The sequence below is a fragment of the Sorangium sp. So ce119 genome (assembly GCF_051524405.1).
Lineage (GTDB): Bacteria > Myxococcota_A > Polyangia > Polyangiales > Polyangiaceae > Sorangium > Sorangium cellulosum_G.
This window is the reverse complement of the sequence record NZ_CP150310.1, coordinates 11,080,742-11,094,558: the sequence shown is the minus strand read 5'-3', so window position 1 is coordinate 11,094,558 and position 13,817 is coordinate 11,080,742. Positions and strand designations below refer to the sequence as shown.

Here is a 13,817-nt window from a genome sequence, read left to right as displayed (position 1 = left end):
AGGCGGGCGGCGGGCACGGTGGATGGAAGCCGTCGCCGGGACGCTCGAGCCGGTGATCGCGCAGACCAGCGAGGCCGTGAGCAGCGCCGTGGTCCAGGGCGCCCTCCAGCACGACCGGGAGCTCCTCACCCTGGTCGAGCGGGGCTCGGGCGCGGCGGCGAGGGCGGTGGCGCGCGAGGGGACGGCGGAGCTCGTGGAGCAGATCGCGGGCTGCCCCGCCGGGGACCCGGGCTGCTCGAGCGCGGCGATCGAGCGGGCCAGCCGCGCCGCGGCGACGGGCTTCGCCGACGGCCTGGGGCGGGCGATCCAGCCCTGGATCATCGGCCTCGCGTTCGGCGGGGGCTTCCTGCTCGCCGCGCTGATCGCCGTCGCCGTCGCCGCGATCACGAGGCGGCACGACCGACCCGCCGCGCAGTGACGCGCGCCGCGCCGCGCGCGCCCAGCCGTGGATCTTCGCGCGCTCGGGGCGCCGTGATACGCGCAGGCGATGACGCCGGGGCAGCGGATCGCGGGCCGCTTCGAGCTCGAGCGCCAGGCGGGCGCGGGCGGCATGGGCGCCCTCTACCGCGCCGTCGACCTCGAGACCGGCGCGCCGGTGGCGGTGAAGATCCTCCACGGCGCGCAGGAGGCCGACCTCTCGCGCTTCGCCCGCGAGGCGAGGATCCTCGACCAGCTCACCGACCCCGCGGTGGTCCGGTACATCGCGCACGGCATCACCGGGGCCTCGCGGCCGTACCTCGTGATGGAGTGGCTCGAGGGCGAGGACCTCGCCGCCCGCCTCGCCCGCGCCGAGCTCTCGGTGGCCGAGAGCCTCACGCTGGTCGGGCGCATGGCGGGGGCGCTCGCCGCGGTGCACGCGCTCGGCGTCGTGCACCGCGACATCAAGCCGAGCAACATCTTCCTCTGCGACGGGCGCGTCGAGCTGGCGAGGCTCATCGACTTCGGCATCGCCCGGCCGCAGCGCGCCACGGCGGTCGTCACGCGCACCAACGCCGCCGTGGGCACGCTCGGCTACATGGCCCCGGAGCAGGCGCGCGGGAGCGCGGGCGTCGACGCGCGCGCGGACGTGTTCGCGCTCGGGTGCGTGCTGTTCGAGTGCCTCACGGGCCAGCCGGCCTACGCGGGCGACAACCCGATGGCGGTGCTGGCCAAGCTGCTGCTCGCGTCGCCCCCGCGGGTGCGCGACGAGCGGCCCGAGGTGCCCGACGAGATCGACGCCCTCGTCGAGCGCATGCTGAGCCGGGAGCCCGCGAGGCGGCCCGCGAGCGGCGCGGCGATCCTGGCCGAGCTCGCGGCGATGAGCCCGCTCACGCCGGAGCAGGGCGCGCTCCGGGCGCCCGAGAGCCGCGCAACGCCGGCGCTGACCGCGGGCGAGCAGCGGTTCCTGTCGGTGCTGCTCGCCGGCGGCGAGGACGGGGAGGACGGCGCCGGTCCGGCGGCGCCCCGCGCGGTCGCCGCGGTTCCGGAGCGCGCGGAGCACGGCCCGCCCGCGGCGGACCCGTCGACGTGGACCCTTGTCGCGGAGATGCCGGCGATCGCGGCGCCGGACAGCGCGGAGCTCGCGCTGCGCACCCTCGTCGCGGATCACGGCGGGGGGTTCGATCGCCTCGCCGACGGGACGTGCGTGGTGACGTTCCTGAGCGCGGGCGCGCACGACGGCCAGCGGTCGTCCAGCGCCGGCAGCACCGGCGGGACCGCGACGGATCACGCCGGCCAGGCCGCCCGCTGCGCGCTCGCGATGCGGTCGCTCCTGCCGCGGGCGCCGATCGCGCTCGCGACGGGGCGCGGCCGGCTGCGCGGCCGCTCGTCCGCCGGCGAGGCGATCGACCGCGCCGCCTTTCTCGTCGAGGACGCGCGGCGGGCCCGCGCGGCGGGCGAGGAGGCCCCGGCGATCCGCGTCGACGCGCTGACCGCGGGGCTGCTCGAGGGCCGCTTCGAGATCGATCGCGCCGCCGGAGGAGCGGGGCTGCTCCGGGGCGAGCGGGCGGCGCCCGAGGCGGCGCGCACCCTGCTCGGCAAGCGGACGCCCTTCGTGGGGCGGGATCGCGAGCTGCGCGCGCTCGAGGACCTCTTCGACGAGTGCGTCGAGCAGCCCGTCGCCCGCGCCGCCGTCGTGACCGCGGGCGCGGGCGTCGGGAAATCGCGGCTGCGCAAGGAGCTCGAGGAGCGCGTGGGGCGCGTGGAGCGTCGCGACGTCCCGGTCGAGATCTGGCTCGGCCGCGGCGAGCCGATGCGCGCGGGGGCGCCGTTCGGGCTGCTCGGGCAGGTCGTCCGGCGGTGCGCGAGGATGCAGGACGGCGAGCCGCTCGAGGCGCGCCGGCAGAAGCTCGAGGACCGCGTGGCCCGGCGCGTGGCCGAGGGGGACCGCGGCCGGGTGGCCGAGTTCCTCGGGGCGATGGTGGGGACGCCGTTCCCGGACGAGGAGAGCGTGCAGCTCCGCGCCGCGCGGCGCGATCCGGTGCTGATGGGCGACCAGCTCCGCCGCGCGTTCGTCGACTTCCTCGACGCCGAGTGCCGCGCGCAGCCGGTGGTGCTGCTGCTCGAGGACCTGCACTGGGGCGATCAGCCGTCGCTCGAGTACGTCGGCGCGGCGCTCCGGCTGCTCGCCGACCGGCCGCTGCTCGTGGTGGGCTTCGCCCGGCCCGAGGTCGACGATCTCTTCCCGCGGCTCTGGGCCGACGCCGAGGCCACGACGATGCGCCTCGGCGCGCTGCCGCAGCGGCCGTGCGAGCGGCTCGTGCGCGAGGTGCTCGGCGCGGCGGCGGACGACGCCACGGTCGCGCGCGTCGTGGCGCGCGCCGCGGGGAACGCGTTCTTCCTGGAGGAGCTCGTGCGCGCCGTGGCCGAGGGGCGCGGCGATCACCTGCCCGACACGGTGCTCGCGATGGTGCAGTCGCGGCTCGAGGGGCTCGCGCCCGAGGAGCGGCGGGCGCTGCGCGCGGCGTCGGTGCTCGGCCAGGTGTTCTGGCGGGGCGCGGTCCAGGCGCTGCTCGGCGGCGAGGCGCGCGCCCCGGCGCTCGACGCGTGGCTGTCGGGTCTCGCGGCGCGCGAGTGGATCGCGCGCCGCCCCGAGTCGAGCCTGCAGGGCGAGGTCGAGTACGGCTTCCGCCACGCGCTCGTGCGCGAGGCGGCCTACGACATGCTCACCGACGAGGACCGCGCGCTCGGCCACCGGCTCGCGGGCGGCTGGCTGGAGGCCGCGGGCGAGCACGGCGCCGCGGTGCTGGCCGAGCACTTCGAGCGGGGCGGGGAGCTCGGCCGGGCGGCGGGCTGCTACGCGAGGGCGGCGGAGCAGGCGCTCGCGGGCAACGATCTCGGCGGGGTGGTCCGCTCGGCGGATCGCGCGATCCGGTGCGGCGCGGACGGCGAGCTGCTCGGGGCGGTGTCGCTCGCGCGGGCGGAGGCGCACCGCTTCCGCGGCGAGCTCGACGACGCGGAGCTCTGGGCGACGGAGGCGCTGGCGCTGCTGCGCGAGGGCAGCCCGGGGTGGTACGCGGCGCTGAAGGTGGCGACGACGGCCGCGCTGAAGCGGAGCCGGACGGAGCGGGTGCCGTCGCTGCTCGCGGCGCTGATCGCGCGGTGGTCCGACGAGGCGCCCGAGCCGGCGCAGGTCGCCGCGGTGGCGTGGGCGGCGGCGCTGCTGTTCCTGACGGGCAGGTACGCCGACGCGGGGTCGCTGATGGCGCGCGTCGCGCCGGTGGCGGATCGGTTCGCCGGGGATCCGCAGATCGCCGGCACGATCGCATGGAGCCTGGCGACGGCGGCGCTGTTCGTGGAGGGCGATCTCAACCGGCACCGGGCGCGGCTGGAGGAGGCGATCGCGTGCTTCGACCGGTCCGGGGATCTGCGGGGCGCGTGCGGCCAGCGCGCGAACGCGGGGTTCGCGTGCAACGAGCTCGGCGCGTACGGCGAGGCGGCGGCGCTCTTGCGCGCGTCGCTGTCGGACGCCGAGCGGATGGGGCTGCGCAACATCGCGGCCTCGGCGCGGCAGAACCTCGGGGTGGCGCTCGGGCGCCTCGGCGAGCTCGCGGAGGCGCGCGCGGTGGAGGCCGAGGCGGTGCGGTCGTTCGCGGCGATGCAGGAGCCGCGGATGGAGGGGGCGTCGCGCGCGTACCTGGCGGGCATCCTGCTGTCGGCCGGCGACGTCGCGGGGGCCGAGGCCGAGGCGCGCCGCGCGGTGGCGATGCTGGAGGTCGCGAGGCCGCTGCTGCCGTACGCGCTCGCGACGCTCGCCGACGCGCTGCTCGCCGGCGGGCGGCGGGACGAGGCGCTCGCCGAGGCGCGCCGGGCGGCGGAGATCCTGAGGGAGATCGGGCAGTTGGAGGAAGGCGAGGCGCTGGTGCGCGTCGTCCACGCCGAGGCGCTCTGGGCGACAGGCGACCGGGAGGGGGCGCGGGCGGCGCTCGCGGAGGCGGAGGCGCGGCTCGAGGAGCGGGCGGGGAAGATCGCCGATCCGGCGTGGCGGGCGAGCTTCGTGGAGCGGGTGCCGGAGCACGCGCGGACGGCGGCGCTGCGAGCGGCGTGGGGGGCGTGAGGTAAGGGGGTCGCGCCGGCCCGGCGGGCAGGCCGGGAGCGGCGGCTCAGGTCCTGCGGTTTTTCACCTCGTCCGGCACCGGCCCTCCGAGTCGCTCAACGTCGGCGAGGTCCTGCAGCCGGCCCGACGCCAGCTTGTTCGAGATCAGGTGCTCGCGGGAAATCACCTGAATGGGCTGATCGCCGTAACGCGACGGGACCCGTGCCTGCCAGGCGTCGTCGAAGCTGACCCCATCGATGCTGGTCAGGATGTCCACACGTACCGGTGGAACCCCGATCTGGAACACGATGCCTGGTGTACCCAGATCCTCGAGCGAGAGCGCAGCGACAGGCGCCCCGAACGCGCAGAGCGCGGCGTGAGCACGCGCTGCGTTCTCGGCATTGCAGTGAATCCAGACATCCAGGTCCTTTGTGGCGCGGACGTGGCCGTGGGCGGCAAGCGCGTGAGCGCCAACCACGAGGTACTCAACCCCCGCGGCGTTCAACTCGGCAAACAGATCTCTGAAGTCGGGGTTCGTGCGCATCCGGGTCGCTCCAGGCCAGGCACTCGAGGGTCAGGTCCCAGACGGCGGCGATCCGCTCCTCCATGGTGGACCACGGCGGATGCTCCTGCTCATCGGCACTTGCGTCCTCATGCATCCGGACGATGCGTACGTCTGCCCGCCTGCGTCGCTGAGGCTCCACAGGCCAATCATACCGCACCGGCGGCGCCTCGCCCGGCCTGTTCTGCTCCTCTGCTCGATCCCGTCTGGTGCTCCATGAACGGATCCCCCTCGATGCGCGAACCGATGACCGTTGCTGCAGGTCGCGAGACCGCTGCCGCGCACGCTCGCGGCGCTGGCCCCCGAGCTCCTCGCGGGCGGGCGGCGGATGTTGAAGCGGAAGGGCACGGCACCGACGTTGCGGCGGCGCTGCTCGCGGGCGGGCGGCGGGAGGAGGCGCTCGCGGAGGCGCGCATCGAGGAGCGGGCGGGGAAGATCGCCGATCCGGCGTGGCGGGCGAGCTTCGTGGAGCGGGTGCCGGAGCACGCGCGGACGGCGGCGCCGCGGGGGGCGTGGTCGGCGTGAGGTGAAGGGGGTTCGCGCGACAGCCGGCGCATCGAGCGCCCTGGCGAGCTGGCGCAGTCCCCCCGCGCGTGTCTCCGGGGGTTCCACCACGAGGGCTTCTCCCGTAGATAGCCCTGCGCTTGCGCACGCTGCGGCCCAGTCACGTCATCGCCGGGCTCCTCGCCGCCGCGCTCTCGCTGATGGCGGCGCCTTCCGCTGCCGGGGAGGTGCTGCCGGGCGGGGCGCGGCTGTCCTACGCGCGCGATCCCGGCGCCGCGGCGTGCCCCGATGAGGAGGGCTTTCGCAACGCGGTCGCGACGCGGCTCGGCGGCGTCGACCCGTTCTCGCCGGACGGCGCGTGGCGCGTGGAGGTGGCCATCACGCGCCGGGCGAACGATTTCAAGGCGGAGGTCGCCCTGTACGACGGCCGCGGCCAGCCGCGCGGCCGGCAGGAGCGCGCGGCGCCGGACTGCCGCGCGCTCGTCGACGACATCACCCTCACGCTCAGCGTCGCCATGCGTCCGCTCCCGGCGCCGACCGCGCCTGACGCGCCGGCTCCGGACGAGGCGGCCACCGAGCCGCCGCGCGCCGCTCCCGAATCGCAGCCGCCTGCCTCTCCGCCCGCGGGGGCAGCGCCGTCACCGCCTCCGGCGCCGCGTCGTGCCCCTCCACCAGTACGCGCAGCACCGCCGGCACGCGCAGTACCGCCCGCTGTCCTCCCGTCCGTGCGACCCAGGCTTCAGCTCGGCGCCGGCCCGGTGCTGGCCGCAGGCTTCGCCCCGGGCCTGTCCGTCGGCTTCTCCGGCTTCGTCGGTCTCCGCTGGCCCGACGCGTCGCTCCTGGTGGAGGCGCGCGGCGATCTCCCGGTCACCAGCACGCCCCGCCCGGGCATGACGATCGATACGGCATGGCTCGGCGGCTCCGTCGTGCCCTGCCTGCATGGGACGTGGTTCTTCGGCTGCGGTCTCGTCACTGCCGGACGGCTTCAGCGCTCCGTCCGCGCAAAGCGGACCTTCCTCAAGACGGACGTCCAGATCGGGTTAGGTCTCCGCGCGGGCGCAGAGGCCTCCGTGTCGTCTCGCCTTGCATCACAGCTCACGGTGGACTTGCTGGTCAACGCCCGGCGGCCGCGTCTGTGGTACAATAACGGTGAAGCATCCTTCGCCGGTACGGCGTCGGGCGTTGTCACGCTGCGCTTCGTCGCCTCGTTCTGAGCGCGCCCCCTGTTCGCCGAGCGCCCCCTGTTCGCCGAGCGCCCTCGTCGGGGCGGCGTCTATCCGAGCTCGGGGTTCCGCGCGCGAGGTGGTTCCGGCTGCTGCGGCTGCCGGTCGAGGCAGCAGAACGTGACCGCCCCGCGCGGCGCGACCTCTCCGATCGGTTCTCCGCCGCCGGGCGCACAGCTCCCCGGATCGAGGTCGATGACGGCCGCCGACTTGCTCCGGAGCGCGGTGCCGGGAGCGATCGCACCGCAGAACGGCGCCTCGGACGTCGTCAACACGCTGACGACGACGGTGGAGCACGCCTCGTCGCTGAAGGCCGAGGCCAGAACGCTGCACGTCGTCCCGCTCGGCTCGCCGCAGGTGCAGGCCGTGCAGCCGCGCGAGTCGTCCGCGCCCTCGTAAACGATGTGCCGTGACGGATACGTCGGCGGGCACTCGTGCTCCCCCTCGTGGTGCATGATGCAGGTCAGGAAGCCCTCCGGGGGCGCGGCGTCGCCCTCCGGCGGCGCCGGGGCACACCTCATCCCTGGATCGCCGCACGGCGCGGGCGCAGTGACGCCGGCGCATGTCCTGGCGACGGTCGCCCAGTGGAAGCCGCCCTGCGGCTCCGCCGGTTCCTCCACCACCGACGGCATACATGCGCCCGCGAGCACCCGGGGCGCCGGGAGGTCGAGCGACTGCGTGCAAGGTCCACCGGCGCACGCCTGCCCGGCCGGGATCGCGTTCGCCGTCGTACAGGTGCCGTCCCAGGCGTCAGGGGCCGCGAACGAGGTCCGCTGCGCACGAGGACCGGCCGGGCACGTCGGCGAGTCAACGGCGCTCCACGCCGACGGCAGCTCGCACGAGGCCTCCGGCGGATCACAGGCACAGGCCGCGCACCGGTACGGCTCCACCACGAGATCTGCATGGTGCTCGTAACCCGGGACCGGCGCCGTGGCCGGGCAATCCGGGGCCCCGTCCGGCGGGCCCAGCCAGAGCAGCAGCGGCTCGAACCAGCCGGGCGGCTCCTTCGGCACGCATTGCCCAGCGCAGAGGGACGACATGCCGCCGCCGATGCCATCCCCCTCCCCCTCCTGCTCGCCGCCACCGGTCCCCGTATCGTCCGTACCGGTGCAGTTGCCCCCGCCATCGCAGCGCTCCGCGTCGGAGCCCGCATCCGGACAGGGCGCCTCATAGATCTCTGGCGGGCTCGCATCGTCGCAACTGTAGAGATACTGGTCGCTCGTGCAGCCGCCTCCGACGATACCGGCCACGAGCAAGGCGGGGATCGCGCCGCCGACCAGCAACATCCATCGCAGCTTCCGCGCATTCATCGAAGGCTCTCCCGGCCGAGCACCTCGCACGGTCGGCGGCGAGGACACGTGCCGCGGCCGCTGCTCGGGGCGCGAGGAGAGCACACCCGCAGCGCGCAGGGAAGCCGCTGTGGCCCCTTCGACCGGATCCCTGCCGGCGCCGCGCGCCACGCACCGAAGCTCTCCACGACGAGGCATTGCGGACACAGGCATCAAATTTCCACGCTTCCACTCCTCCGTCGCCCGGACGATTTCGACACGAGATGCAGGACGCCGCCGGAATTACTTTGATGAAGCATTCGCGAATCCCTCTCCGAGCCTTCCCCGGACAGAGCGCGGCCGGCCTTGCGACGTCCTGACGCCTCCCGCCTCCCTAGCCGCGGGCCGCACTCCGCCTCCGGCACACGCCGGCTCGGGCGACGCCGCGCCAGACCAGAACCTCGTCGCGGCGCGAGGCCCCAGCCGCCGCGTCCTTTTTCTCCCAGCCGACGTACGATTTCACCACGAAGCGGGAGCCGTCGCCGGAATTTATACCGATGAGGGACCCGCGATCCCGCTCGAAGCCCCCGCCCGCCTCGGCTCCCGGCGCCGTTCCAGCGCCCCCCAGCGCGCCTCCAGCGCCCCCCAGCGCCCAGCCGGGGGTCCCCGGCGCCCCTCCAGCGCCGGAGGCCGAGCCGCCCGCGCAGCCGTCGTTCGATGAGGTCTACCGCTCGTCGCACGCCTATGTCCTCCGGCTGCTCTGGCGGGTGGGGGTCGAGTCGCGCGATCTCGAGGATGTGGCCCACGAGGTGTTTCTGGTCGTCCACCGGCGCCTCCCGGATTACCGGCCCGGCGGCTCGCTGGATGCCTGGCTCTCGGCCATCGCGTCGCGGGTCGCGCTGCGACACCGGCAGCTCGCCCGGAACTGCCGAGAGCTGCTCTCGGACGACGGGCGGGCCGTGGAGGTCGCCGACCCCGGACCCGACGTGGAGCAGTTGCACGCTCAGGCGGAGACCGGGCACCTGATCCGGCAGCTCATCCAGCACATCGAGCCGAGCAGGCGCCCGATCTTCATCCTGCACGACCTCGAGGGCATGGCGATGCGCGATATCGCGCAAGCGTTCGAGATCTCGCAGAACACGGCGTGGGACCGGCTGCGGCGGGCACGCGACGAGCTCGCGGCCGCGGCCAGGCGCCTCGACGCCCGTGACCGACACGCGCTCGGCAGGCGCGGCCTTCGCGTCCTGCTCGCGCCGTTGCTCCTTCCGCCAGGGCCGCCGCCGCCCGACCGGGGCGCGGACAGGCTCGATGTGTCCGACGCGTCCGCGGCGCCCCTCTGGGCACGGATCCAGGCCTCGCTCGCCTCCGGCATCACGGGAGAGCCGACGCGACGCGGCCTGCGCGCGCCGCCCTCAGGCCCCCGAGGCGACGTCGCCGGCACGGCCATGACGGCGCCACCGGGGCACACCTCGCTGGTCCTGACGGGCTCCTGGTCGAAGCACGCCGCGGCGGGAGCGGCGATGTTCCTGGCCGGCGCAGGGGCGGCCACGGCCGCCATCGGCATGCTGGGCGCGCAGCTTTCCTCGCCTGCGCTCGAGATCCGGCGCGAAGAGACCGCCGCCGGACCGCTCGCGTCCACCATCGCGGCCCCGCTCGGCGCGTCATCAACCGCTTCGTCGACAGCCATGCCGCCTCCAGCGACAGCCATGCCGCCTCCAGCGACAGCCATGTCGGCTCCAGCGACAGCCATGTCGACTCGGGCGCCTGCTGCGCGCCGCGCCGCGCAGGCGACCGCCAGGGAGATTGTCGGCCACGACATCACCCTGCTGGGCCGCGCAGATGCCGCGCTCGGGGCCGGGCGACCCGCGGAGGCCCTCGCTCTCCTCGAGCGGCACGCGCGGAAGTACGCGCACGGTCCGGGCACGGAGCAGCGCGAGGCGCTGGCCGTTCGTGCCCTGGTCGCGGCCGGACGGCGCGACGAGGCCGCCGGCCGGGCAGAGCGCTTCCGGGCAGCGTTCCCGGGCAGCTTGCTCGCCCCCGCGCTCGAGGCCGACTTCCGGCCGCGGTGACCGCCGCGCCTCGCGAGGTGTGCGGCGGGCCGATTTCGCCGCGAATCGCAGGCGACTCCCGGATTCCCCCCTCGTGGACACACAATCACCAACGAAGGGGGCCGGCACAGCGCCCCTCCCGGGCCAGCGTCTTCGCGCGACGGCGGCGAAGCCGGCCGCGGAGGTGTACGTGCTGCGGCGGCTGTTCCGGAGAGAGATCGTTCGTTCCTTGCTTGGCTGGCTGAGCCGACTCGGGGTCCCACCCAGCGATCGCCTGGACGTCGCGCAGGATATCCTCCTCGCGGCCTTCACGAGCCTCTCCCGGTACGACCCGGGGCGCGCTGCGCCGGAGCGATGGCTGAACCGCATCGCCGTCCACGTGGCGGCCCACTACCACCACCGCCAGCGCGGAAGGCGCCGGCGCGAGGTGCTCCTCGATGCGTCCGAGCTCGCGGTCGCGGACGAACGCCCCGGCGCGGAGGAGCTGCTCGGGAGCGAACAGCAACGCCGGCTCGTACGCTCGTGGATGGAGGCGCTGGCCCCCGAGCATCGCTCGCTGCTCCTCGCACGGCACGTCGACGAGACCCCCATGGCGGAGATCGCCAGCCGACTCGGGACCCCGCTCTCGACGACCTACAAGCGTCACGCCTGCGCGATCGCTGCGTTCCTGCAGATCGCGCGCAACGACGCGACCGGGTAGCGACGGCTCGCCGGGCCCGCCATCGGCCATCGACGTCGCGCGATGGCCCCCCGCTCTTTCGAGTGACCACCTCGCGCCGCCGATGGCGCGCATCGGCCCCTCGACGCTCCGCGCCGGTTTTTTGCTGTCCGACATCGGTTTTTCGATGCTCCACATCGGTTTTTCGATGCTCCACATCGATCGCACGATGGGCTCCCTTGACGGACGCCCCGGCAATGCGCTCCTGGGAGCCTGGTCCGGCGGCGATCCGCCCGACTTGTTCCTTTTCACGCATCCACACCCATCGCATCAGGAGGTTTATCCCCATGCCTACCCCGACCCGCATCGACACGGCAGAGCTCGAGCTCGCCACCGCCAAGGCCCGCAAGAAGGTGGATGAGGCCTTCGCGCTCCTCGCTCCCTATCTCGTCGTGCTGAACGAGGCTGAGCGCGCCGCCATGCCGCGGGCGAGAGAGGGCTTCGAGCAGGCGACGCGCTCGCTGTCCCGCGCGATGGCCGAGCACCCGGCCGTGGCGGCCGCGGCCGGCTTCGCGTCGGACGCGGTCCTCGAGGACCTGGACAACCTCGACGTGATCAGGCCGTTCTTCGAGCGCGTCGAGGAGCTGTGGCAACGGCTCGCCGACAGCCGCCTCGCCTGGTCCGCCGAGGCGTGGAGCCCGTCGCTCGTCGCCTACGGCGTCGCCAAGGCCGCATCCGAGGTGAACCCCGCGCTCCGCACCGTGACCGCCCCGCTCGCGAAGATGTTCGCGACGCGCCGCGCGCGCGGCGCGGAAGAGCCTCCGCAACCGCCGGCCCCGTCGCCCCAGCCACCGCCCGGCGCGTGATCGCCGTCGCCGCAGCGCTGGTGTGTGACGCCCTGTCGCAGCGCTGACCGAGCCCCGCCCCCATCAAGCCCAGCTCCCACGTCATGCCCGCCCGGCCGCGCCGGTCGGCCAGGCGCAGCGCTGGAATCGCGGACACGCCACCTTTCGACTGGCCCCCTCCGGCGCTACATGCCGCTGGAGGAGGCGCGACCATGGCGAAGGCACCGCGCGACCCGCGCATCGACCTGAACAACGCAACCTCGGAGGAGCTCGAGGCCATCGAGGGCATCGACGGCGAGCGGGCCCGGCTCATCATCGAGCACCGGAGCGAGCGCGGCGCCTTCCGGAGCTGGGAAGACGTGCTCAGCGTCCCGGGGATCGACAGCGTGCTGCTCGGCAAGCTCCAGGGAGGCAGCTCGCTGGGCGCCGCGACCGGGTCGCCGCCGGAGGGCGCCGGCGACGCCGCGGGAGAAGGGGCGGAGACGGCGCCCGGCTCCGCGAAGACGAAGCGCTCCGAAGGAGGGGGGGAGATCGGCGATATGACAGCCCTGGAGCAGATCGTGGGGTTGATCCTGCTCGACATGGCGGCGGCCGAGGCGTACCGCGTGGCGATCGCCGCCTGCACGACGCCGGAGATCAAGAGACAGCTCGAGGCGTTCCGGGGAGACCACGAGCGGCACGCGCGCGAGCTCTCGGACGCGCTCGGCGCCTCGCTGCCGGATCGACCCGATGAGCGGGGCCAGTGCATTCGACGTTACACCGAGCTATCGGCCAGGGAAGAGCGGAGTGCCCTCGTCGCCATGCGCGGCAACGAGGAGCTCACGAACGACGCGTATGCCTCGGCGCTGGGGAGCGATCTGCCGGACGACGTCCGGCGCATGGTGGAGGCGAACTGGCAGGACGAGCGGCGCCACATCCGCTGGATCAACGAGGAGATCCGGACCCACGGCTGGGAGCTGCCGGAGGTGCCGGCGGCGATGGCCGAGGCCGCCTGACGCGCGATCGGCGAGGCGCGGCTTGTGACGCGCCACGCGGGCGGAGTAAGCTCGCGCGAGCTCGGCTGAGCTCGCGCGAGAAATGGCCTCTCGAACCAAGGGAACGCGCCGCGGTGGTCCTCCTGCCGCTGCCGTCGTCGACGAGGACGAGGTCGACGACCTCTACAAGAAGCCGCTCGGCGACTTCACGCGAGCCCGCGACGACCTGGCGAAGCGCCTGCGGCAGGCAGGGGACAAGGCCGCTGCGGAGCGCGTGAAGGCGCTGCGGCGGCCGACGGCGGCGGCATGGACCTTGAACCAGCTCGCGCGCCGGTACCCGCAGCGCATGGAGGCCCTGCTCGACGCGGGCGAGCGGCTGCGCGAGGCCCAGCGGGGGGCGCTCGCACCGGGCGGCGCGCAGGAGCTGAGGGAGGCGAGCCAGAGCCACCGCGCGATCGTCAATGAGCTCCTGCGCGCGGCGCCGGCGCTCTTCGCGGAGGGCGGTTACAGCGAGAAGGGCAATCCGATGGATCGCCTGCGGGACTCGCTGCTCGCGACCCCCACCGCGAGCGCATCGGATCTGGAGCTGCTCGCGCGAGGGCAGGTATCCGGGGAGATCGAGCCGGGGGATCTCTCGGATATGCTCGGGCTGCTGCGCGGGCGGCCGTCCGAGAGGCCCGCCGACGCCGATGACGAGGCCAAGGCAGACCGCGGGCGCAAGACCCGTAAGGCCGAGGCGCCGCCGCCGGCAAAGAGGCGTGAGGCCAGGGAGGCGCCGGAGAAGCAGCGGAGAGCGACCGAGGAGCGCGACCGCGAGGAGCAGCGGTCCGCGAAGGAGCGCGAGCAGGAGGCCCGGCGCGCGGCCGAAGAGCGAGGGAAGAAGGCGCAGCTCGCGGCAGAGAGGCGCGCGCGAAAGGAGCGGCTCGCGGCGGAGCAGCGCGAGCAGAAGGCGCAGCTCGCCGCGGCGGAGCGGGAGCGGGATCGAACGAGCCGTGAGGCAGGACGCGCCGCCAGGGAGGCGGATCGCTTGACCAAGGAAGCCGCCAGGATGAGCCGCGCGGCCGAGAAGGCCGAGGAGGCCGCCCGGGCGGCGAGGAAGCGCGCGGACGAGGTCGAGCGCAGGGCCGCGGAGGCACAGCAGGAGGCGGCCGACAGCGCGGGCCGCCTCGAGGCTGCGGAGGACAGGCTCGAGCGGCTCGGCCGATGAAGCTACCGCTCGGCC

The 13,817-nt window shown here is 74.7% G+C and carries 11 protein-coding genes; 9 read left to right on the top strand and 2 right to left on the bottom strand.

The annotated features are described in order from the left end of the window. Positions 1-22: 22 nt before the first annotated feature. Positions 23-418 (top strand): hypothetical protein, encoded by a 396-nt coding sequence (locus tag WME76_RS41865; RefSeq protein ID WP_437957753.1) that lies wholly within the window; start codon positions 23-25, stop codon positions 416-418. Positions 419-487: 69 nt separating this feature from the next. Further along, positions 488-4,534: a serine/threonine-protein kinase gene (locus WME76_RS41860; protein ID WP_437957752.1), complete on the top strand. Its 4,047-nt coding sequence runs from the start codon at positions 488-490 to the stop codon at positions 4,532-4,534. A 46-nt stretch (positions 4,535-4,580) separates the two neighbouring features. Here the strand turns inward: WME76_RS41860 and WME76_RS41855 are convergent, their stop codons facing one another. Next, positions 4,581-5,057: a nucleotidyltransferase gene (locus tag WME76_RS41855; protein ID WP_437957751.1), complete on the bottom strand. Its 477-nt coding sequence runs from the start codon at positions 5,055-5,057 to the stop codon at positions 4,581-4,583. A gap of 264 nt (positions 5,058-5,321) precedes the next feature. Between WME76_RS41855 and WME76_RS41850 the strand changes: the two genes are divergently transcribed. Both WME76_RS41850 and WME76_RS41845 read left to right on the top strand, forming a co-directional pair. Then, positions 5,322-5,600, top strand: a complete 279-nt coding sequence (locus WME76_RS41850) for a hypothetical protein (RefSeq protein ID WP_437957750.1) — start codon at positions 5,322-5,324, stop codon at positions 5,598-5,600. Positions 5,601-5,719: 119 nt separating this feature from the next. Further along, positions 5,720-6,793, top strand: coding sequence for a hypothetical protein (locus WME76_RS41845; protein WP_437957749.1), 1,074 nt, complete (start codon positions 5,720-5,722; stop codon positions 6,791-6,793). 59 nt (positions 6,794-6,852) lie between these two features. On the opposite strand, the gene WME76_RS41840 is transcribed toward WME76_RS41845, so the two are convergent. Continuing rightward, positions 6,853-8,088, bottom strand: a complete 1,236-nt coding sequence (locus WME76_RS41840; RefSeq protein WP_437957748.1) for a hypothetical protein — start codon at positions 8,086-8,088, stop codon at positions 6,853-6,855. Between the two features lie 539 nt (positions 8,089-8,627). On the opposite strand from WME76_RS41840, the gene WME76_RS41835 reads away from it, so the two are divergent. The 5 genes from WME76_RS41835 (at position 8,628) to WME76_RS41815 (ending at position 13,802) form a co-directional block, all read left to right on the top strand. Beyond that, positions 8,628-10,139 (top strand): RNA polymerase sigma factor, encoded by a 1,512-nt coding sequence (locus tag WME76_RS41835; RefSeq protein ID WP_437957747.1) that lies wholly within the window; start codon positions 8,628-8,630, stop codon positions 10,137-10,139. 73 nt (positions 10,140-10,212) lie between these two features. Further along, positions 10,213-10,818 (top strand): RNA polymerase sigma factor, encoded by a 606-nt coding sequence (locus WME76_RS41830; protein ID WP_437957746.1) that lies wholly within the window; start codon positions 10,213-10,215, stop codon positions 10,816-10,818. A gap of 305 nt (positions 10,819-11,123) precedes the next feature. Further along, on the top strand, positions 11,124-11,642 hold the full coding sequence (locus WME76_RS41825; RefSeq protein WP_437957745.1) for a hypothetical protein: 519 nt from the start codon (positions 11,124-11,126) through the stop codon (positions 11,640-11,642). A gap of 191 nt (positions 11,643-11,833) precedes the next feature. Further along, the gene (locus WME76_RS41820) at positions 11,834-12,616 is read left to right on the top strand and encodes a helix-hairpin-helix domain-containing protein (protein WP_437957744.1); all 783 of its coding nucleotides are present in this window, start codon (positions 11,834-11,836) and stop codon (positions 12,614-12,616) included. Positions 12,617-12,698: 82 nt separating this feature from the next. Next, positions 12,699-13,802, top strand: coding sequence for a hypothetical protein (locus WME76_RS41815; RefSeq protein ID WP_437957743.1), 1,104 nt, complete (start codon positions 12,699-12,701; stop codon positions 13,800-13,802). Positions 13,803-13,817 lie beyond the last annotated feature (15 nt).

What these genes read in the sequence shown, in the direction of transcription:
- WME76_RS41865 (WP_437957753.1), top strand. Translation starts at nt 23, where the DNA reads ATGGAAGCCGTCGCCGGGACGCTCGAGCCGGTGATCGCGCAGACCAGC.
- WME76_RS41860 (WP_437957752.1), top strand. Translation starts at nt 488, where the DNA reads ATGACGCCGGGGCAGCGGATCGCGGGCCGCTTCGAGCTCGAGCGCCAG.
- WME76_RS41855 (WP_437957751.1), bottom strand. Translation starts at nt 5,057, where the DNA reads ATGCGCACGAACCCCGACTTCAGAGATCTGTTTGCCGAGTTGAACGCC.
- WME76_RS41850 (WP_437957750.1), top strand. Translation starts at nt 5,322, where the DNA reads ATGACCGTTGCTGCAGGTCGCGAGACCGCTGCCGCGCACGCTCGCGGC.
- WME76_RS41840 (WP_437957748.1), bottom strand. Translation starts at nt 8,088, where the DNA reads ATGTTGCTGGTCGGCGGCGCGATCCCCGCCTTGCTCGTGGCCGGTATC.
- WME76_RS41835 (WP_437957747.1), top strand. Translation starts at nt 8,628, where the DNA reads ATGAGGGACCCGCGATCCCGCTCGAAGCCCCCGCCCGCCTCGGCTCCC.
- WME76_RS41825 (WP_437957745.1), top strand. Translation starts at nt 11,124, where the DNA reads ATGCCTACCCCGACCCGCATCGACACGGCAGAGCTCGAGCTCGCCACC.
- WME76_RS41820 (WP_437957744.1), top strand. Translation starts at nt 11,834, where the DNA reads ATGGCGAAGGCACCGCGCGACCCGCGCATCGACCTGAACAACGCAACC.
- WME76_RS41815 (WP_437957743.1), top strand. Translation starts at nt 12,699, where the DNA reads ATGGCCTCTCGAACCAAGGGAACGCGCCGCGGTGGTCCTCCTGCCGCT.